The organism is Microbacterium sp. bgisy207, assembly GCF_965345035.1.
GTDB lineage: Bacteria > Actinomycetota > Actinomycetes > Actinomycetales > Microbacteriaceae > Microbacterium.
The window spans coordinates 66,731-87,140 of the sequence record NZ_CBDRMG010000003.1; the positions used below are offsets into that span (position 1 = coordinate 66,731).

Consider the following 20,410-nt stretch of genomic DNA (forward strand, 5'->3'; position numbering starts at 1 on the left):
CGGCGCATCTCCCGTTCCCCGGGAGCGGCCCCGCGGCTCACTCCGCGACTTCTTGGTACGCCGCGAACAGCAGCGACTCGTCGGGAGCCTGCAGCACCGTCGGGCGCGCGATGTCGTCGAGGACGATGAAGCGCAGCATGCTCCCGCGGGTCTTCTTGTCGCGCTGCATCGTCGAGAGCAACTGCTGCCAGGCGCCCGCGCGGTAGGTCGTCGGGAGGCCGAGGGAGGTGAGGATGTCGCGGTGACGCTGCGCTGCGTCATCCGAGAGTCGACCGGCGAGGCGCGACAGCTCTGCGGCGAAGACCATGCCGATCGAGATGGCGGCCCCGTGACGCCACTGGTAGCGCTCGGTGTGCTCGATCGCGTGGCCCAGCGTGTGTCCGTAGTTGAGGATCTCCCGAAGGCCCGCTTCCCGGAGATCCTCGGAGACCACCCGCGCCTTCATCCCGATAGCCAACTCGATGGACCGCCGGAACGCGTCCGAGGAGGGGTCGGTCGCGGCATCCGGATCCTTCTCGATCAGCTCGAGAATCTCGGGGTGCCAGATGAACCCGGCCTTGACGACCTCGGCGAAGCCGGCAACCGTCTCGTTGCGCGAGAGCGACCCCAAGACGTCGAGGTCGCAGACGACGGCGGCAGGCGGCCAGAATGCCCCGACGAGATTCTTGCCCTCGGCGGTGTTGATCCCTGTCTTGCCCCCGACTGCGGCATCGACCATGCCGAGCACGGTCGTCGGCACCTGGACCACCGCGACACCGCGCAACCACGTGGCCGCCACGAAGCCTGCCAGATCGGTCACCGCTCCCCCACCGAAACCGACGACCGCGTCCGTGCGGGTGAAGTTCGCCTGCCCCATCACCTGCCAGCAGAACGCTGCCACTTCGACGCGCTTGCCTGCCTCCGCGTCGGGCACCTCGGCAAGGAGCACCTGGCGCCCCTCCTGCAGCAGCGCGCGCAACTGTTCCGCCTGCGCGGACAGGGTCGGCGGGTGCACGATGAGCACGCGTTGCGCCGTCTCCGGAAGCGCTGCGGCGACAGAATCGAGGATGCCGCGTCCGATCGTGATCTCGTACGGGTTCTCGCCGGTGACGGCGATGGTGGTCGGTGCGGTCATGCCTGCTCCTTTGCGGGGACGCTCGAATCGGGCTCCTCCTGCGACTCACGCGCCCAGGCGGTGATCGTGTCGACGACGTGCTGGAGGGGCCCAGTCGAGGTATCGACCGTGAGGTCGGCGACGCTCTCGTAGAGGCCTCGCCGTTCCTGCCAGATACGCCGCCATCTCACGAGGGGGTCCTCCCCGGAGAGCAATGGGCGTGTCGTCCCCTGAATGCGACCGGCCACGACGCGGGGATCGACCGTGAGCATCACGACCCGGCAGCGGGCCAAATCCGCTCGGGTATCGGCATCCAGCACCGCGCCTCCCCCCAACGAGACGACAGCCTCGTCGTGGTCGAGCGCGTCACGGATCGCCGCGCGCTCCCAGGTTCGGAACGCCGCTTCGCCGTGGGTTGCGAAGATCTGCTCGATCGGACCGTGCTCGCGCTGCACCACGGCATCGGTGTCGATGAACTGCGCGCCGAGCGCCTTGGCGACGCGGCGTCCGACACTCGTCTTGCCTGCCCCCATGGGACCGACGAGCACGAGGGGGCTATTTCGTGGCATCGCCGTCGAGGGTGACGCCGCCCAAAAGCGAACCGTCGCTGTCGGTGCTCGTGCGCAGCGTCTGAGGGATCGCGTCGAGGTATGCCTGGAGGTTGCGGCGAGTCTCCGTGACGCTGTCCCCGCCGAACTTCTCCAGCACGACGTCGGCGAGCACGAGCGCCGTCATCGCTTCCGCGACGACACCGGCGGCAGGCACAGCGCAGACGTCCGAGCGTTGGTGGTGGGCGTTCGCGGTCTCGCCGGAGGCGACATCCACGGTGCGCAGCGCATGGGGAACCGTCGCAATCGGCTTCATTCCGGCACGCACCCGCAGGACCGTGCCGGTGGACATGCCGCCTTCGGTCCCTCCCGCGCGATCGGTGGCTCGTGTGATGCCCCCGTCGGTGGCGAACAGTTCATCGTGGGCCTCGGATCCGCGCCGCCGTGTCGTGAGGAACCCGTCGCCGACCTCGACGCCCTTGATCGCCTGGATGCTCATGAGAGCCTGCGCGAGCTTGCCGTCGAGCCGACGGTCCCAGTGGACGTGGCTGCCGAGCCCCGGGGGCAGACCGAAAGCCAGCACTTCGACGACGCCGCCGAGCGTGTCGCCCGCCTTGCGGGCGTCGTCGACCTCGGCGACCATGCGGGCCGAGGTCTCGGGATCGAAACAGCGCATCGGGTCGGCGTCGAGCGCCGCGACGTCGTCCGGCCCGGGCAGGGGGGCATCGCGTGGCGCCTCGACCGGTCCGATTCCCACGGTGTGGGAGACCAGACGGATGCCGAGCTCGGCCAGGAACGCACGCGCAACGGCTCCGAGTGCGACCCGGGCAGCGGTCTCGCGGGCACTGGCCCGCTCCAGGATCGGCCGGGCCTCATCGAAGCCGTACTTCTGCATCCCCACCAGATCGGCGTGGCCCGGTCGCGGACGGGTGAGTGCCGCACCGCGACCGCGCGACTTCTCGGTCAGCTCGACCGGCTCGGCGCTCATGACCTCGACCCACTTCGGCCACTCGGTGTTCGCGATACGCAGCGCGATGGGGCTGCCGAGGGAGTAGCCGTGTCGTACGCCGCTCGAGATCGTGAGCTCGTCCTCTTCGAACTTCATGCGCGATCCCCGCCCGTACCCGAGCTTGCGGCGGGCGAGATCGGCCTGGATCTCAGAGCGGGAAACGGGCACACCCGAGGGAAGACCCTCCATGACGGCAACCAGTTCGGGGCCGTGCGATTCGCCGGCCGTGAGCACGCGGAGCATTGGTCTAGTCTCCCACGAGGCACGCGCGCATCGCGCCGACGACGGCATCCTCCTCGGGCAGTGGTGTGGCGGGGTCGCCGCCGACGAAGATCCGCACCTGGAGGACGGCCTGGTGCAACAGCATCCCCTCCCCCGTGTGGACGGGGTGCCCGGCGCGGGCCCACGCCGCCTGCAGGGCGGTGATTCCCTGACCGTAGACGACGTCGAACAGAGTCGCTCCGGCCTCGGCAAGGACGTCAGCGTCCGCGTCGACCAGGCGGGCGTCGCCCGGCAGGGCCGCGATCGTCAGATCGACCGGTGAGAGCTCCCGCGTACCGAGTGCGACAGCGGAGACGATGATCCCGAGCCGGTCCCCGAGCTCCTGCAGCGGGACGACGGCAGGGAGCCGTCTGGCGACCACGTCGACACGCTCCGCCCCGAGCTCGGCAGCAGCGACGAGCGCTGACGTGGCGGTCGCGCCGGCACCGACGATCCGTGCGCGGCGAAAGTCGGCGATGCCGCACTCGCGGAGGGCCCCGACGATTCCTCCCACGTCCGTGTTGAACCCGACCGGGTCGGGACCCGTCAGGAGCAGAGTGTTGACGGCGCCGGTGAGCTCGGCACGGTCATCCCGAATCACGGATGCCGAGAACGCCGACTCCTTCAGGGGGTACGTGACCGACAGCCCGCGGTATGTGTCATCGAGCGTCGCCAGTTCGTCAGGGAAGACCGACCGCGACACACGACGGCGATCGTAGGTCCATGCGAGACCGAGCGCGCGGTAGGCCGCGGCGTGAAGCGCCGGCGAGCGGCTGTGCGAGACCGGGTCACCCCAGACCTGAAGGTGCGTGTGACGACCCGTCACGTCAACACCCAGCGTCGGGATTCTCCGAGCACCACTGCCGCCACTGCTCGACCGCCGCGAGGTGGTCATCGTAGTTGGTCGTGAAGACGGTCTCTCCCGTGTTGAGGTTCACAGTGACGAAGTACAACCAGGGTCCCTCTTCCGGATGCATCGCCGCATCGATAGCGAGATCGCCGGGGTTCGCGATGGGACCGACGGGGAGTCCGTCGATGACGTACGTGTTCCACGGGTTGTTGTCGCTGAGCGCCTCACCCGACGAGCTCACCGTTCCGTCATGAAGCTCGCCGTAGCCGTACTGGGCCGTCGAGTCCATCTGCAGCTTCATGCCCTGGTCCAGCCGGTTCTGGATGACGCGGGACACCTTGTAGAAGTCCGCCTCGAAGCGGGCTTCGCGCTGGATGACGGATGCGATCGTCAGGATGCGTTCTCTGTCCTCGACCGGCACGCCGGCAGAATCCAGCGACGAGATGGCGCGGTCGACGAGGGTCTGTATGACCTGCTCGGCAGTGACCCCGGGATCGAACGTGTATGTCGCCGGGAAGAGCCACCCTTCAAGAGGCTGCCCACCCGCCGCAACGACCGCCTCATTGACCGGGACGCCGTACGCACTCGGATTTGCAACTGCCGCCTCGAAGTCCGCCAGCGGGATGCCGAGACTCTCCGAGAGGATCCCGATGGATTGGTCCACGGTGAGGCCCTCACGCAGCTGAGCGGAGTTCTCCATCTTGTTGGCCGGATCGAGGATGGCCTCGAGCGCTGCCGCGGAGGTCATCTGCTGCTGCAGCCGGAAGACGCCGGGGACGAACGGAGGGTTCAGGTCCTCGGCGACGAGGTAGTCGTAGAACGCATCCGGGGTCTTGGTCACTCCCGCCTCGTAGAGCTTGGGCGAGATCGAGGCGCCGGTGTCACCGGAGACGATCGTCAAGAAGGCTTCACCGGTCGCCATCCCCGGCTCGTACTCCTGTGGCTCTTCCCATCCGAGAACCTCGCGGATCTTGTCCTCGTAGGTCGACCAGACCCACCACCCACCGGCGGCGGCGCCTCCCAGCAGCGCGACTACGACGATCAGCGCGATCCACCCGCCGCGCCGGCGGCGTGTGCGTTCTGTAGTGCTGCGCGTCATGCCGATGTCATCCGTCGTGCGCTCCCCGGAGAAGAGATCGTCCAGTGTGCCCGGCGAAGCCGCGGGCCGTGGCACCTCGTCGCGCGGGATCGCCGTCGAGGTCGAGGTGAGGTGCTGCGTCGAGGTCGGCGGTGCTGCGACCGCTGCCCAGAAGAGTTCAGGGGGAACGTCGTCGGTCGCTGACGTCGCGGCAGGTGCCGGCCCGGTCGTATCCGGGGTCGACGGCGAACGTCCGCTGGCGGCCGGGGATGCCTCCTCGGGCGTGCCGGCGGCGCGCGCCGCGCGGGCCGCGCGGCGCGACGACGGGACCGGCGGCGAGTCCGGGTGTGGGCTGGGTGCGGCAGGGGGCGGGGACGTGGGCGAGACCGGTTCCGGCGCGTCATCCCGAGAGGGCGAGGCGGTTGGCTCGGCGGCATCATCCGATGCTGCCGAGCCGGAACCGGTGGCACCCGTGCTGCGGGAGCGACCGTCCGGGAGCTTGCCGAATAGGTCGGCGAACGGGTCGTCGAACGGTGACGAATCGTCGGGCATGTCAGGCAGGCTCCTCGGCGGGGGGTAGCAGCGCACCCGGTGGGCGGCCGGTGCTCTTCTCGATGTCCAACGCCTGCTGCAGCAGCACGACGGCGGCAACCTGATCCACAATCGTACGAGACGATCGGGTGCTTCTGCCGGATGCGCGAAGTGCCGATTGCGCAGAAACCGTGCTCAGCCGCTCATCCAGCATCCGGATCGGAACGCTGACACATGCGCCCAGCTGTCGTGCGAAGTCCTCCGCGTCCTCTGTCGACGCGGTTCGCTCGCCCCGCAGATTGATCGGCAATCCGACGATGACCTCGATCGGTTGCGAGTGGTCGATCACTTCCCTCAAGCGGTCCACGGTGCGATCCGTTCGCGGGATCGTCTCGGTCGGAGTCGCGAGCATGCCGTCGGGATCGCACTGGGCCACACCGACGCGGGCCCTGCCGACATCGACGGCGAGGCGGATGCCGCGACGAAACTCGCTCACGATCGGGGCAGCGCCTTCACGACACCGTCCAACGCCTGCCCCAGGGCAGCCGTGTCCGTCCCACCGCCTTGCGCGAGGTCATCGCGCCCGCCGCCCCCGCCGCCGAGCGCTGCCGCCGCCGCCTTGGCGAGCGGGCCGGCCTTCACACCGAGAGCGCGCGCTGACTCGGTGGTGGCAACGATCACGACGGGACGGTCGCCGACCTCTGCGCCCAGCGCAACGACTGCCGCGTCGGAGCCCAGACGTTCCCGTACGGTGAGGGCAACGGCCCGGACATCATCGGCGGAGCCGGCGCGTCCGAGGCTGGCCGCGACGACGGTGAGCGCACCCACCCGCGTCGCGGCGCCGATGAGCTCGGGGACCCGCTCGTTGAGCGCCTTGGACTGCAGTGCCGCGATCTTCTTCTCCGCAGCCTTCAGGCTCGCCGTGAGCTCCGCGATCCGGGCCGGAAGCTGGTCGCGCGGAGTCTTCAGAGACGAGGTGAGCTGCGACACGATCGCTCGCTCCGCCGCGAGTTCGCGGAAGGCATCTGCCCCGACGAGCGCTTCGACGCGGCGGTTGGCTGCACCGACCGAGGACTCCCCCACGAGGTTGATGAGACCGACCTCGGCGCTGGTGGCGACGTGCGTGCCGCCGCAGAGTTCACGAGACCACGGTCCGCCGATGTCGACCATCCTCACGGTATCGCCGTACTTCTCGCCGAACAGTGCCATCGCACCGAGCTCCTTGGCCTCATCGAGCGCGAGGACGCGGGTCGTGACCTGCAGGTTGTCCCGCACGGCGTTGTTGGCGATCTCTTCGATCTCTGACCGGGTTTCGGGCGACAGCGCCTGGGACCACGTGAAATCGAAGCGCAGGTAGCCGGCGCGGTTGAGTGAGCCGGACTGAGTGGCAGAGGGCCCCAGCGTGTCACGCAAGGCCGCATGCACGAGGTGGGTCGCGGAGTGCGCCTGCGCGGCCGCGCGTCGGTTTGCAGCGTCGACGATCGTCGTGGCGGCCAGCCCCACGGCAACCTCACCGGACCTCACCTCCACCGTGTGGCTGACAAGTCCCGGCACCGGCCTTTGCACATCGACGACATCGAGCTGGAACCCCGGACCGACGATGATGCCCTTGTCTGCGACCTGACCACCGGACTCGGCATACAGGGCGGTTTCGGCAACGATGACTTCGGCGGTCTGACCTGCGGTAGCCCGGTCGACGGAGACACCGTCCACGAGCACTCCGAGCACACGCGACTCGGTCTCGAGGTCGGTGTATCCCGTGAACGTCGTCTCGCCGAGGGCGCGGAACTCACGGTAGACCGAGTGATCCGCGATCGTCCGCTTACGGGACTTCGCGTCGGCTTTCGCACGCGCGCGCTGCTCGTGCATGAGCGCGTCGAAGGCGGCTCGGTCCACGCTCAGACCTGCCTCTTCTGCGATCTCGAGCGTCAGGTCGATCGGGAAGCCGTAGGTGTCGTGGAGGAGGAACGCTTCGGAACCGCTGATCTCCTGCTTGCCCGCACCCTTGGTCTCGGACACGGCGAGGTCGAGGATCGTGGAACCTGCCGCGAGAGTGCGCAGGAAGGTCTCCTCCTCCGCGACAGCGGCGGACTCCAGACGGGCATACTCGGTCACCAGTGTCGGGTACGCCGGGGCCATCGCATCGCGGGAGGCAGCGAACAACTCCGGGAAGGTGGGGGCGTCCACACCCAGCAGCCGCATGGCGCGGATCGTGCGGCGCATGAGGCGGCGCAGGATGTACCCCCGACCCTCGTTGGAGGGGCGGACGCCGTCGGAGAGAAGCATGAGCGAGGAGCGCACGTGATCAGCCACGACACGGAACCGGACGTCATCCTCGTGCACGGCGCCGTAGGTGCGGCCGGAGAGCGCGACAGCCCGGTCGAGGACCGGACGGACCTGATCCGTCTCGTACATGTTCTCGACGCCCTGTTTGATGAACGCGACGCGCTCGAGCCCCATACCGGTGTCGATGTTTTTCTGCGGCAACTCGCCGACCACATCGAAGTCGGTCTTCGAGCGAACGTTCGTGATGGCGTACTGCATGAAGACGAGATTCCAGATCTCGGTGAACCGACTGTCATCAACGGCAGGTCCGCCGTCGGGTCCGTACGCCGGGCCACGGTCGAAGTAAATCTCGGAGCACGGGCCCGCCGGTCCCGGCTGCCCGGTCGACCAGTAGTTGTCCTCCTTGCCGAAGCGCTGAATGCGCTCGTCCGGAAGGCCGGCGATCCGCTTCCAGAGGCCAGCTGCCTCGTCGTCGTCCTCGTAGACGGTCACCCACAGGTCGCGCTCGGCAAAACCCAAGCCACCGTCAGACTCGGAGGAGGTCAGCAGCTCCCACGCGTACTCGATCGCTCCCGCCTTGAAGTAGTCACCGAACGACCAGTTGCCGAGCATCTGGAAGAAGGTGCCATGACGGGCAGTCTTTCCGACCTCTTCGATGTCGTTCGTGCGGATGCACTTCTGCACGTCTGCTGCGCGCGGGTAGGGGGCCGGGACGACGCCCGTGAGGTAGGGGATGAACGGCACCATGCCGGCAACGGTGAACAACAGCGAGGGATCATCGGTGACCAGCGACGCGCTGGGGACGATCACATGGTCGTTCTTCTCGAAGTAGTCGAGGTAGCGCTGTGCGATCTCGGCGGTCTTCATCGTTTTCCTTTGCACAGACGAGCCGCACCACCCGGTACGGGGCGGTGCACGCTTGCGTCGGGATCAGTCGGTGAGCTTCTTCGCGGCGTTCTTCGCCGCGTCGGCGACGTCGCCGACGGCATCCGTGACGGTGTCCGTGACGTCCCCGATCGTGGCGGCAGCCGCATCCGCTGTCTGGGATGCCGCACCGGCGGCGTCCTCGACGATACCGACGATGCGTGCCTCCTGCTCACGGTAGGCGTCGGCGATGCGATCGGTGAACTGCGAGATGCGGGCGTCCACCTCGGCGAGCAACTCGTGTCCGCGGGGATCCTTGTTCACGTAGTGCGCGGCGACGAAACCCCCGGCAAGCCCCAGTGCGAACCACAGCAGGTTTTTCATGCGCTCACTCCCTTTCCCGCGACGGCGGTTCATCCCATCGTAGGCGACAACGGCGAAGGGCGCCGGGTTGCCCCGACGCCCTTCGTGGACGCTCGCTCGCTGCACCGATCGACGGGCGGCGAAGCGGATGCCGATGACCGCTTATCGGGCCGCGTAGTACTCGACGACGAGCTGGACGTCACAGACCACGGGCACCTCGGCGCGCTTGGGACGACGCACGAGGCGGGCGTGGAGCTTGTCGAGTTCGACCTCGAGGTAGCCGGGAACCGGCGGCAGAACCTCGGCGTGACCGCCGGCTGCGGCGACCTGGAACGGCTCGAGGCCTTCGCTCTTCTCCTTGACGTGGATGAGCTGGCCGGGCGCCACGCGGAACGACGGACGGTCGACGGTCTTGCCGTCGACGAGGATGTGGCGGTGCACGACGAGCTGGCGGGCCTGCGCGGTCGTCCTCGCGAAACCGGCGCGAAGCACGAGTGCGTCAAGGCGCATCTCGAGCTGCTCGACCAGGTTCTCACCGGTCAAGCCGTCCTTGCGGCGAGCCTCGTTGAACGCGATGCGCAGCTGCTTCTCGCGGATGCCGTACTGCTCGCGCAGGCGCTGCTTCTCGCGAAGACGGACGGCGAAGTCGCTGTCGGCCTTGCGCTTGGTGCGGCCGTGCTCGCCGGGCGCGTAGGGGCGCTTCTCGAGGTAGCGGGCGGCCTTGGGGGTCAGTGCGACGCCGAGGGCGCGCGACATGCGCACCTTGCGGCGATCCTGGGACTTCGTGGGCACGAAGACTTCCTTCCGATGACGTGGCCGCGTCTCTCGCGACTCACGGACGTATCCCGCACTCACACGTCGGTTCGCACGTCGCAGCGCACCGAAGGGGATTATCGAGTGAGGGGATATCCGAAAACACGGTTTCGAACCGAAACAGTCTACCAGACGGGTCAGTCGCTCTCGGAGTCGCCCGCGCCTCGGGCTCCGGACCCACCGCCACGCCCCAGGATGCGCTGGATCCGACTCCATCGCGCGCCGATCTCGCGCTCAGCCCCGCGGGCGGTCGGACGGTAGTAGCTGCGGTCACGCAGACCGTCCGGGAGGTATTGCTGGGCAACCACGCCTCGGTCATCGTCGTGCGGATAGCGGTAGCCCTTGCCGTGTCCGAGCCGAGCAGCGCCGGGATAATGGGCGTCCCGCAGATGGGGAGGCACCCGGCCCGCCCCGCCGCCGCGCACATCCGCGATCGCAGCGTCGATCGCGAGGTAGGCCGCATTCGATTTCGCCGTCGTCGCGAGGTAGATGGTGGCCTCCGCGAGCGGGATCCGGCCCTCGGGGAATCCGATGAGCTGCACGGCATCCGCTGCAGCGACGGCCAACGGCAGCGCCTGCGGATCCGCCAGGCCGATGTCCTCGGCGGCGGAGATGATCAGGCGCCGCGCGATGAACCTCGGGTCCTCCCCTGCCTCGATCATGCGGGCCAGATAGTGCAGCGCCGCATCCGGATCCGACCCGCGGATCGACTTGATGAACGCACTGATGACGTCATAGTGCTCGTCGCCCTGGCGGTCGTAGCGAAGCAATGCTCGATCCACCGCCTGCGCGACATGCTCGGCGGTGATGACCCCCGCCTCCCCCTCCGACTCCGGCTCGGCAAGCGATGCTGCAGCCTCCAGGGCGGTCAGCGCTCGCCGCGCGTCCCCGGAGGCCAGCCGGACGAGGGCGACGCGCGCCTCATCCGTCAGGCTGACGGCCCCCGCGAGTCCCCGCGCGTCGGAGACCGCCCGGTCGACGAGAGCTGCCAGGTCGTCATCCGTCAACGGCTGGAGTGTCAGCAGCAGCGAGCGGGACAGCAGCGGCGAGATCACCGAGAACGACGGGTTCTCCGTGGTCGCCGCGATGAGCACGACCCACCCGTTCTCGACGCCCGGCAGCAGAGCGTCCTGCTGAGCCTTCGTGAAGCGATGAATCTCGTCGAGGAAGAGGATCGTCGATGAGCCGTAGAGGTCACGTTGCGTGAGCGCGTCCTGCATGACCTCGCGAACGTCCTTGACTCCCGCTGTCACCGCAGAGAGCTCAACGAAACGGCGCCCGGACGAGCGCGCGACAGCCTGGGCCAGTGTCGTCTTGCCCGTGCCGGGAGGGCCCCACAGAATGACGGATGACGCTGCCCGGGCTCCCCCGTCCGGATCGGCCAGGACCACCAGCGGTGCCCCCGGGCGAAGCAGGTGCTGCTGACCGGCGACCTCCGCAAGCGAGGTCGGGCGCATGCGCACGGGCAGCGGGGTCTGACCGGAGAAGAGCCCCGCCGAGTTGGACATGGCATCCAGGCTATCCGCGGATCCCGACATGATCCCGGACACCGCCGTGGCAGGACGCGCGCCCCGTATTAGGCTTAAGCGTCCAACCCCCGCAGGCGGCCATGCCGCATTGAGGTGCCTTCCGTGTCAGACACAGCTTCGTCCTCCACCGCCGCCGACCACCCCTGGGGCCGGGTCGACGATGACGGCACTGTTTCGGTCCGCGAAGGTGACCAGTGGCGAGTCGTCGGTCAGTACCCCGATGGCACCGCCGAAGAAGCGCTCGCATACTACGAGCGGAAGTTCTCCGATCTCGCATCCGAGGTAGCCCTCCTTGAGGTGCGCCATCGCCGGGGCGGTGCGAGCGCGGCCGACCTCAGGGCGACAGCGGCGACGCTCAGCGGCAAGATCGCCGGAGCATCGGCGGTCGGCGATCTCGCCTCCTTGAGTGCACGACTGGAGGCGCTCACCGCCTCGCTCGCCGAGGCCAGCGCCGCAGAGGCCGCGCAGGCGCGAGAGGCCGTGGATGCCGCGATCGCCGAGCGCACTCGGCTCGTGGAGCAGGCGGAGGCCATTGCCGCTCAGGACCCGCAGACCGTTCAGTGGAAGACCGCCTCAGCGGAGATGACCGCCCTCTTCGAGCAGTGGCAGTCTCACCAGCAGTCCGGCCCGCACATCCCGAAGTCGATCTCCCAGTCACTCTGGAAGCGTTTCCGTGACGCGCGTGCGATCGTCGACAAGCACCGTCGAGAGTTCTATGCGGAACTCGATGAGGCGCACAAAGCCGTCCGAGAGCGCAAGAACCGTCTCGTCGAGCGTGCGGAAGCACTCGCGCCCCGCGGCGAGGACGGCATCGGTGCCTATCGAGATCTCCTGAACGAGTGGAAGACCGCGGGGCGCGCCGGCAAGAAGGTCGACGACGCGCTCTGGGCACGCTTCAAGGCGGCCGGCGACGCCCTGTACGCCGCACGGGCCGAACGCGAAGCGGCGGAAGTCGAGGCGTCGAAAGAGAAGATCGACGCCAAACGCGCGCTCCTCGAACGCGCGCGCCCGATCCTCGACATGCACGATCTTGCTGCCGCTCGCAGCGCTCTCACCGCGATTCAGCGGTCGTGGGATGACATCGGTCGGATCTTCCCGCGTGAGCAGGAACGTGCGCTCGACGACGAACTGCGCAAGATCGAGGTGTCTGTGCGCTCGCGCGAAGACGCCGAATGGACGCGGAACAATCCCGAGACCACCGCGCGAGCCAACGACATGACCCGCCAGCTCTACGACGCGATCGAGAAGCTCGAGGCGGAGCTCGCTGAGGCGACGGCTCGCAAGGACCAGCGCGCCATCCGCCAGGCGACGGAGGCACTCGAGGCGCGTCGCGCCTGGCTCCGCGCCGTCGAGGGCTGAACCCGACTTCTCCACAGCCGCGGGGATCGCACCGTCGCCACCGGGGCGTGCCCGGCAGACTGCGGGAATGGCATCTCCGTTTCTGTACTTCGCTGATGAGAAGCTCTCGCTCGCGGAACTGTCCGCCGCGCGACTGGACGGGCACCTCGTCGAGGTCGATGCCGCCTACATGCCTGCGGACACGATCGAGACGACAGCTGTGCGTGCCGCCTCCCTCGGTCCGCTGTTGCGCGACCTCATGGCGGCCACTCATCTGACGGCAGCCTGGGTTCATGGTGCGATCGCCGAGCCGCCGGCTCGACACACCGTTCAGCGCGCTGTCAGCCAGCGGATCCATGGGGTCATCCATCGCAGGCTCCACTACCGCGACGTCTACCTTCCCGAAGCGGACCTGCTCCGTATCGGCGGCGTTCTGGTCACGACTCCCGCGCGTACCGTCGCCGATCTCGCGCGGGTCGACGATGCAGACCATCGGGCGGCCCTTCGCGGTTTCGTCGACCGCGGCCAGGGCGCGGTGAGAGAGGGCATCGACTGGCTCCAGCGTGCGGGCACAGTGCCCCACAAGGTCAGGGCGCTCCGGCTGCTGCGCGAATGGTCCGCGGATGCCTACGAGGACGTCACGCGGTAGACGTCGTAGACCGCATCGATCCGCCGTACGGCGTTGAGCACCCGGTCGAGGTGCACGATGTCGCCCATCTCGAACACGAATCGGCTCAGGGCCAGCCGGTCGTTGGTCGTCGACACGGATGCCGACAGGATGTTGACGTGGTGCTCGCTGAGGACCCGCGTCACGTCGCTCAGCAGCCCGGAGCGGTCGAGGGCTTCGACCTGGATCTGGACCAGGAACACGCTCTTGGTGGTGGGGGCCCATTCCACCTCGATGAGTCGCGCCGGGTCCGAGCGCAGAGATTCCACGTTCGTGCAATCGGCGCGGTGCACCGAGACGCCGCTGCCCCGCGTGACGAACCCGAGGATCTCATCGCCGGGAACCGGCGTGCAGCATTTCGAGAGCTTCACCAGGATGTCGGGGGCACCGCGCACGAGGACTCCCGAATCGGCGGTGCGGGGCTGGCGAGACCGGCCGACGTGCGGCAGGTCGATCGGGCCCGTCGCGGTGTCGCTGGAGGCACTGACAAGAGCCGTCACCTTCTCGATGACCGATTGCGTCGAGACATGGCCTTCGCCGACGGCCGCGTAGAGCGCCGACACGTCCTCATAGCGCAGGCCGTGCGCGACTTCGCTCAGGGTGTCCTGATTCATCAGTCGCTGCAGCGGAAGGTTCTGGCGCCGCATCGCCCGCGCGATCGACTCCTTCCCCTGCTCGATCGCCTCTTCGCGGCGCTCCTTCGTGAACCAGCCGCGAATCTTGCTGCGGGCTCTCGTGCTCTTGACGAACGTCAGCCAGTCCTGGCTCGGCCCGGCATCCGGGTTCTTCGAGGTGAAGACCTCGACGACATCACCGCTCTTGAGCTCCGACTCGAGTGGCACGAGCCGGCCGTTGACCTTTGCGCCCATGGTGCGGTGACCGACCTCGGTGTGCACCGCGTAGGCGAAATCGACAGGGGTCGCACCCGAGGGAAGCCCGATGACACGCCCCTTCGGGGTGAAGACGTAGACCTCTTTCGCGCCGATCTCGAAGCGCAGTGAGTCCAGGAACTCACCGGGGTCTGCGGTTTCGGCCTGCCAGTCGGAGATCCGGGCCAGCCACGCAAGATCCGTGTCCAAGGCCTTGTCATCGACCTTGCCGCCGGCCATCCGCTCCTTGTACTTCCAGTGCGCCGCAACCCCGTACTCGGCTTGCTGGTGCATCTCGTGCGTGCGGATCTGGATCTCGACCGTGCGTCCCTCGGGTCCGATCACGGTCGTGTGCAGCGACTGGTACAGGTTGAACTTGGGAGTGGCGATGTAGTCCTTGAACCGTCCCGGCAAGGGTGTCCAGCGGGCGTGGATGGCACCGAGGACGGCATAGCAGTCGCGTACGGACGAGACGAGGATCCGGATGCCGATCAGGTCGTAGATGTCATCGAACTCGCGTCCGCGCACCACCATCTTCTGGTACACGGAGTACAGCTGCTTGGGGCGGCCCAGCACACGTCCGCGGATCCGGAGTTCGCGCAGGTCCACGTCCACAGCGTCGATCACGTTCTGCAGGTACTTGTCGCGCTGCGGGGTGCGCTGTTTGACCAGGCTCTCGATCTCGGCGTAGAGCTTGGGGTGCAGGACGGCAAACGACAGATCCTCGAGCTCGGACTTGATCGTCTGAATTCCCAGGCGGTGCGCGAGCGGTGCATAGATCTCGAGCGTCTCGGTGGCCTTCTTGCGCGCCTTCTCGGGGGGAACGAAGCCCCAGGTGCGTGCGTTGTGGAGGCGGTCGGCGAGCTTGATGAGCAGCACACGGATGTCGCGCGACATCGCGACGATCATCTTGCGCACCGTCTCGGCTTGGGCGCTCTCGCCGTACTTGACCTTGTCGAGCTTGGTCACGCCGTCCACGAGCATGGCCACTTCGTCGCCGAACTCGGCGGTGAGTGCGTCGAGGTCGTAGCTGGTGTCCTCGACCGTGTCGTGGAGCAGAGCCGCCGCGACGGCCTTCGGCCCCAGACCGAGATCCGCGAGGATTTGGGCGACAGCGAGCGGGTGCGTGATGTAGGGCTCGCCGCTCTGGCGCTTCTGCCCAGCGTGCGCGCGGTCGGCGATCGCGTAGGCGCGCTCGATGATCGCGAGGTCACCCTTGGGGTGGTGTGTGCGGACGGTCCGCAGCAGCTTCTCGACGTCGTCACGTCGGGCGGCGCGCGAAAAGATCCGCGGCACAAGGCGCAGCAGCGACGACGATCCCGCGGGAACGCTCTGGGCGGGAGGAACGGTCTCGGTCATCCGATCGCCCTCCCTTCGCTGGAGCACATATCCTACGCCGCGGCGCAGCGACTCACGCGGACGCGACCGCCTGTTCGCGGGCGGCGAGCACGCGCTGGTCGCGCTGGCGGATGGGCGCCTCGTTCTCACGGAACAGCGAGAACAGCGGCGCAGCCACGAACAACGTCGAGTAGGCGGCGACGATGATGCCCACGAAGATCGACAGCGAAATGTCGCTCAGAGTCTCGGCGCCGAGCCAGAACGCGCCGATGAACAGGATCGCACCGACCGGCAAGATCGCGACCACCGTGGTGTTGATCGAACGCACGAGCGTCTGGTTCACGGCGAGGTTGACGGACTCGCCGAAGGTGCGGCCGGAGATCTCGCCGTCCTCCGCCGTATTCTCTCGAATCTTGTCGAACACGACGGTGGTGTCGTAGAGCGAGTACGCGAGGATCGTCAAGAATCCGATGACGGCGGCCGGGGAGATCTCGAATCCGAACAGCGCGTAGATGCCGACGGTGATGACCAACACGTCCACGAGACCGATGATCGCCGCCGCTGACATCTTCCAGGTCCGGAAATACAACGCGAGGATGATGAAGGTCAGCGCCAGGAAGATCGCGAGGCCCCACAGCGACTGGCGAGTGACATCCTGCCCCCAGCTGGGGCCGATGAATGACGTGGTCACCTCGCTGGGGTCGACGGCGTACGCGTCGGCCAGAGCGGTGGCCACGTCGCGCGTCTCGGCATCCGTCATCTGGTCGGTCTGGACCCGGATGGTGTCGGCGCCGACTGTTGCGACCTTCGTCGTCGCCCCGGGGACGACGGACTGCACGGCCTCGGTCGCGATCAGCTGGTCCGGGCTCGTGATGCCCGACACGGTGAACTGCGACCCGCCGGTGAACTCGATCGAGAACTGGATCGGTCGGATGAACGGGACCAGCGCGGACCCGATGACGAGGACGGCGGCGATGATGAACCACAGTCGGCGTCGGCCGACGAAGGGAAACGACGTCTTCCCGCTGTAGAGGTCATTGCCGACCTGGTTGAGGGAGCGCATCAGGGGGTGTCCTCTCCCTCGGCACGACCCGGAGATCCGGTTGTGCGGGATTCGGCGAGCTTTCGTTCGGCGATGGTCTGGCGGCGGGCGGCCTCCCCGCGGGAGCGGGAAGCGCGCTTCTCGGCCGCGGTCTTGGGAGCCACGAGCGGGGTGCGGAACTGCGCACGCCCGCGGTAGACCGCGCCGAGGGCGTCGGGGTCCAGCCCCGACAACGGGTGCCCCGAGGAGAAGAAACGGGTCCGAGCCAAAAGCTGCATCACCGGGTGTGTGAACAGGATGAAGATGAGGACGTCGATCGCGGTTGTGAGGCCGAGAGTGAAGGCGAACCCCTTCACCGTCGCGTCAGCGAGGATGTAGAGCACGACTGCCGCGAGGATGTTGATCGACTTCGAGATGTAGATCGTCCGTTTTGCCCGCGCCCAGCCGTCTTCCACGGCACCTGTGATCGACTTTCCGTCGCGCAGCTCATCGCGAATTCGCTCGAAGTAGACGATGAAGGAATCCGCGGTGAATCCGATGGAGACGATCAGACCCGCGACGCCCGCTAGCGACAGGCGGAAGCCCATCCGCCACGCCAGGATGACCAGCATGACGTATGTCAACACGGCCATGACGATCAGGGAGGCGATGATGACGAAGCCGAGCGCACGATAGACGATGAGCGAATAGACCGCGACGAGCGCGAGACCGATGAGACCTGCGATCAGGCCGATCTGCAGCTGCTGGGATCCGAGTGTCGCAGAGATCGTGTCCGAGCTCACGACCACGAAGCTCAGCGGCAGCGCACCGTACTTGAGCTGGTCGGCGAGGACCTTCGAGCTCTCCTGGGTGAAGCTCCCGCTGATGCTGGGTCGTCCGTCGAGGATCTGAGCGTTCATCGACGGCGCCGTCAGGACGTAGCCGTCCAGGACGAACGCGAACTGGTCCAGCGGCGGGGTCGCGCCGTACAGACGCTGGCTGATCTCCCCGAAGGTCTGGGTTCCGGCTTCGTCGAACTGCAGGTTGACCACCCAGCGTCCGGAGGTCTGCTCCAGCCCGTTGGTCGCGTCGACAATCGACGAACCGTCCAGCTCGACCGGCCCGAGGATGTACTTCACGGTACCGGTGGCATCACAAGTGATCAGCGGCGCATCGGTCGGCGCGTTGGCGGGGTCGTTGTCGGGGTTCGCGCAGTCGTAGGCGAGGAACTCGGCCTGCAGCGCCGGCGTTATCCAGGCGGTGTCGCTGCCGCTGGTCGGCTCTACCGCGGGCGTCGACTCGAGGGTCGGGTCCGGCGTCGGGTACGGAGTCGTCTCACCGTCCTCGCCGACAAAGCTCGTCGCCGGAGATCCGGTGTAGAGGACCGCGCGAAGCTGCAGCTGTGCGGAGGCCTCGATGCGCTGGCGGGTCTGCTCGTCGGCCTCCCCGGGGATCTGCACCACGATGTTCTTGCCGCCCTCGGTCGTGACCTCGGCTTCACCCACTCCGGAGGCGTCGACACGCTGGCGGATGATCGTGACCGCCTGGTTCATCTGCTCTGCGGACGGATCTGCTCCGTCAGCAGTCTGCGCTTCGAGGATGATCTGCGTGCCGCCCTGCAGGTCGAGGGCGAGCTCCGGAGCCCACGAGCTCGCGTTGAACACGTAGACACCGAGCGCATTGATACCGAAGAGGATCGCGGTGATCGTCAGCAGACCCGTGAGGGCCCGCCAGGCACGGCGAACGGGAGTGGATACGGCCACGGAGAGCGTCTCTCGGGAAGGGGGTCAGGCGCGCGGCTTGGGGTCGCCGTCGCTGCCGTCACTGTCGGAGTCGGCGGCGGGCTCGGCATCCGTGGCCACCGCGTCGGCGGTCTCGCCGTCGTGAGTCTCGTGGTACTTGTCCACGATGCCGTCGAACTCGTCGTCCGTCTCGTCGTCGACCTCGTCCGCGGGCGTGATGATGCGCAGGATTGCCTGGCTGTGAACCTTGATGTCGACTCCGGGAGCGATCTCCACGATGGCGGGCTGGTCGAGGTTGTCGGGGTCGAACTCGACGATCGTGCCGTACAGGCCGCCCTGCAGCAACACCTCGGCGCCCGGAACTGTCTGTCGGGCCTTCTGCGCCTGCTCCTCGCGCTGCTTCTTCATGCGTCGGCTGGAGTTCCAGAACATGAACACCAGGAGGGCGCCCAACAGGATGAGCAGGCCGTAGTTGAGGAAGAAGTCCTGGAAGTTCATGAAGAGGGGCGCCTTTCGGGTGCGGCCGCGCAGACGTCGGGCCGCGTGGAGGGGTCAAAGCCTCCAGGAATTATAGGTCATCCAGTCTCAGCGTCTGATCGGCGTGGCGGACCCCGAGGTGTGCATAGGCATCCGGCGTCGCGATGCGCCCGCGCGGCGTGCGACCCATGAAGCCGATCCGGACGAGGTACGGCTCGATGACGGACTCGATCGTGTCGGCCTCTTCCCCCACCGTCACGGCCAGGGTGTTCAGCCCGACAGGGCCGCCGTGGAAGCGGCGCACCAGCGTCTCGAGGACGGCCCGGTCCAGGCGATCCAGCCCGATCGCATCGACGTCGTACAGATCGAGTGCGGCATCGACGGATTGCGCACTCGCACTACCGCCGTGCACCACCACGTAGTCGCGAACCCGGCGCAGCAGTCGATTCGCGATGCGGGGGGTGCCGCGCGAGCGTCGCGCGATCTCGGCGCGAGACCCAGCGGGCAGGGGGACCTCGAGCATTCGCGCCGAACGCTCCAGGACCCGCTCCAGCTCCTCCGGTTCGTAGTACTCGAGGTGCGCGGTGAAGCCGAACCGATCCCGCAGCGGGTTCGGCAACAGTCCCGCGCGCGTCGTGGCTCCCACGAGGGTGAACGGTGCCAGATCGAGCGGGATGCTGGTCGCGCCCGCGCCCTTGCCGACCATGATGTCGATCCGGAAGTCCTCCATCGCAAGGTAGAGCATCTCCTCGGCGGATCTGGCCATCCGGTGGATCTCGTCGATGAAGAGCACTTCCCCGGGGGTGAGGCTCGAAAGCAGCGCGGCGAGGTCGCCGGCGTGCTGAATGGCGGGGCCGCTCGACATCCGCAGGGGCCGTTCGCTTTCGTGTGCGACGATCATCGCGAGCGTCGTCTTCCCCAGCCCCGGGGGTCCGGCCAGCAGGATGTGGTCTGCGGGACGCTGCTGTAACCGAGCAGCATCCAGCAGCAGCTGGAGTTGCCCGCGAACCTTCGTCTGCCCCACGAACTCCGCAAGCGATCCGGGCCGAAGGGCGCCCTCCAGTGCAAGCTCACTCTCGTCGCGCGACGGAGTCGGATCGGTCAGGTCATCCACGTGCCGTCTCCTTCCGGGCGGGTCCGAGCTCTGCGAGTGCGCGGCGCAGGAGATCGGGGACGGATGCCTCCGCCGCGGCATCCTCGACGACACCGGCCGCGACCTCCGCCGCGTGGCGCTCTGACCACCCGAGGCCCGTCAGCGCGGCAGTCAGCGCGTGCACCCGATCATCGGATGCGGGGATCGTGCGCGCGGCGGCGGGAGCGACGACCTTGCCTGCGAGGTGGACGACGATGAGCTTCGCGGTCTTCGGGCCGATGCCCGAGACACGCCGAAACGGCGCGTCGTCCTCGTCGGCGACTGCCTGGGCGATCTGATCCACCGACATGGCGCTGAGCACGCCGAGAGCCGACTTTGGCCCAACCCCCGACACGCCGACCAGCAGAAGAAAGGTGGTGAGCTCTTCGCGGGTCTCGAATCCGACCAGGCTCAGGGCGTCCTCACGCACGATGAGCGAGGTGTGGAGGAACAGGGACTCACCGACCCGAGCGGATCGGGCGACGTGTGGAGCGACAGCGACAGTGAGACCGACTCCGCCGACCTCGACCACGACCGAGTCCTGCTCGACGTGGCCGACAACACCTCGCACTGACGAGATCATCGTTCTCCTTCCGATCGG

18 protein-coding genes are annotated in these 20,410 nt (G+C 67.7%); 2 read left to right on the top strand and 16 right to left on the bottom strand.

Features of this window, described 5'->3' with window-relative positions; genetic code table 11:
- Nucleotides 1-37: 37 nt before the first annotated feature.
- From aroB to ACSGC5_RS03505, 10 genes are all read right to left on the bottom strand, one after another.
- Nucleotides 38-1,114 (bottom strand): 3-dehydroquinate synthase, encoded by a 1,077-nt coding sequence (gene aroB, locus ACSGC5_RS03460; protein WP_434969216.1) that lies wholly within the window; start codon nucleotides 1,112-1,114, stop codon nucleotides 38-40.
- A complete protein-coding gene (locus tag ACSGC5_RS03465) occupies nucleotides 1,111-1,662 on the bottom strand; it encodes a shikimate kinase (protein WP_434969217.1) in 552 nt (183 codons plus the stop codon). Before ACSGC5_RS03465 ends, aroB begins: the two co-directional genes overlap by 4 nt.
- Nucleotides 1,649-2,893, bottom strand: coding sequence for a chorismate synthase (gene aroC, locus ACSGC5_RS03470; protein WP_434969218.1), 1,245 nt, complete (start codon nucleotides 2,891-2,893; stop codon nucleotides 1,649-1,651). The genes ACSGC5_RS03465 and aroC overlap by 14 nt, the downstream gene beginning before the upstream one ends.
- A gap of 4 nt (nucleotides 2,894-2,897) precedes the next feature.
- A complete protein-coding gene (locus ACSGC5_RS03475) occupies nucleotides 2,898-3,737 on the bottom strand; it encodes a shikimate dehydrogenase family protein (protein ID WP_434969219.1) in 840 nt (279 codons plus the stop codon).
- A 1-nt stretch (nucleotide 3,738) separates the two neighbouring features.
- Nucleotides 3,739-5,391: an endolytic transglycosylase MltG gene (gene mltG, locus ACSGC5_RS03480; protein WP_434969220.1), complete on the bottom strand. Its 1,653-nt coding sequence runs from the start codon at nucleotides 5,389-5,391 to the stop codon at nucleotides 3,739-3,741.
- Nucleotide 5,392: 1 nt separating this feature from the next.
- Nucleotides 5,393-5,866, bottom strand: coding sequence for a Holliday junction resolvase RuvX (gene ruvX / locus ACSGC5_RS03485; protein WP_434969221.1), 474 nt, complete (start codon nucleotides 5,864-5,866; stop codon nucleotides 5,393-5,395).
- Nucleotides 5,863-8,523 (bottom strand): alanine--tRNA ligase, encoded by a 2,661-nt coding sequence (alaS, locus tag ACSGC5_RS03490; protein WP_434969222.1) that lies wholly within the window; start codon nucleotides 8,521-8,523, stop codon nucleotides 5,863-5,865. The genes ruvX and alaS overlap by 4 nt, the downstream gene beginning before the upstream one ends.
- 63 nt (nucleotides 8,524-8,586) lie before the next feature.
- Nucleotides 8,587-8,904, bottom strand: coding sequence for an ATPase (locus ACSGC5_RS03495; protein ID WP_434969223.1), 318 nt, complete (start codon nucleotides 8,902-8,904; stop codon nucleotides 8,587-8,589).
- A gap of 141 nt (nucleotides 8,905-9,045) precedes the next feature.
- On the bottom strand, nucleotides 9,046-9,675 hold the full coding sequence (gene rpsD, locus ACSGC5_RS03500) for a 30S ribosomal protein S4 (RefSeq protein WP_434969224.1): 630 nt from the start codon (nucleotides 9,673-9,675) through the stop codon (nucleotides 9,046-9,048).
- Nucleotides 9,676-9,833: 158 nt separating this feature from the next.
- Complete coding sequence (locus tag ACSGC5_RS03505; RefSeq protein WP_434969225.1) at nucleotides 9,834-11,204, bottom strand: replication-associated recombination protein A; 1,371 nt, start codon at nucleotides 11,202-11,204, stop codon at nucleotides 9,834-9,836.
- A gap of 123 nt (nucleotides 11,205-11,327) precedes the next feature.
- On the opposite strand from ACSGC5_RS03505, the gene ACSGC5_RS03510 reads away from it, so the two are divergent.
- Together ACSGC5_RS03510 and ACSGC5_RS03515 are read left to right on the top strand one after the other, a co-directional pair.
- The gene (locus ACSGC5_RS03510; protein ID WP_434969226.1) at nucleotides 11,328-12,584 is read left to right on the top strand and encodes a DUF349 domain-containing protein; all 1,257 of its coding nucleotides are present in this window, start codon (nucleotides 11,328-11,330) and stop codon (nucleotides 12,582-12,584) included.
- A gap of 67 nt (nucleotides 12,585-12,651) precedes the next feature.
- The gene (locus ACSGC5_RS03515; protein WP_434969227.1) at nucleotides 12,652-13,212 is read left to right on the top strand and encodes a hypothetical protein; all 561 of its coding nucleotides are present in this window, start codon (nucleotides 12,652-12,654) and stop codon (nucleotides 13,210-13,212) included.
- On the opposite strand, the gene ACSGC5_RS03520 is transcribed toward ACSGC5_RS03515, so the two are convergent.
- From ACSGC5_RS03520 to ruvA, 6 genes are all read right to left on the bottom strand, one after another.
- A complete protein-coding gene (locus tag ACSGC5_RS03520) occupies nucleotides 13,191-15,458 on the bottom strand; it encodes a RelA/SpoT family protein (protein WP_434969228.1) in 2,268 nt (755 codons plus the stop codon). The genes ACSGC5_RS03515 and ACSGC5_RS03520 overlap by 22 nt on opposite strands.
- Nucleotides 15,459-15,510: 52 nt before the next feature.
- On the bottom strand, nucleotides 15,511-16,500 hold the full coding sequence (gene secF, locus ACSGC5_RS03525; RefSeq protein ID WP_434969229.1) for a protein translocase subunit SecF: 990 nt from the start codon (nucleotides 16,498-16,500) through the stop codon (nucleotides 15,511-15,513).
- Nucleotides 16,500-18,221: a protein translocase subunit SecD gene (gene secD / locus ACSGC5_RS03530; RefSeq protein ID WP_434969231.1), complete on the bottom strand. Its 1,722-nt coding sequence runs from the start codon at nucleotides 18,219-18,221 to the stop codon at nucleotides 16,500-16,502. The genes secF and secD overlap by 1 nt, the downstream gene beginning before the upstream one ends.
- Nucleotides 18,222-18,245: 24 nt before the next feature.
- Nucleotides 18,246-18,698 (bottom strand): preprotein translocase subunit YajC, encoded by a 453-nt coding sequence (locus ACSGC5_RS03535; RefSeq protein ID WP_434969232.1) that lies wholly within the window; start codon nucleotides 18,696-18,698, stop codon nucleotides 18,246-18,248.
- 70 nt (nucleotides 18,699-18,768) lie between these two features.
- Complete coding sequence (ruvB, locus tag ACSGC5_RS03540) at nucleotides 18,769-19,791, bottom strand: Holliday junction branch migration DNA helicase RuvB (RefSeq protein ID WP_434969233.1); 1,023 nt, start codon at nucleotides 19,789-19,791, stop codon at nucleotides 18,769-18,771.
- Entirely contained in the window at nucleotides 19,784-20,392 is a 609-nt protein-coding gene (ruvA, locus tag ACSGC5_RS03545; protein WP_434969234.1) for a Holliday junction branch migration protein RuvA, read from the bottom strand. Before ruvA ends, ruvB begins: the two co-directional genes overlap by 8 nt.
- Between the last annotated feature and the right edge of the window lie 18 nt (nucleotides 20,393-20,410).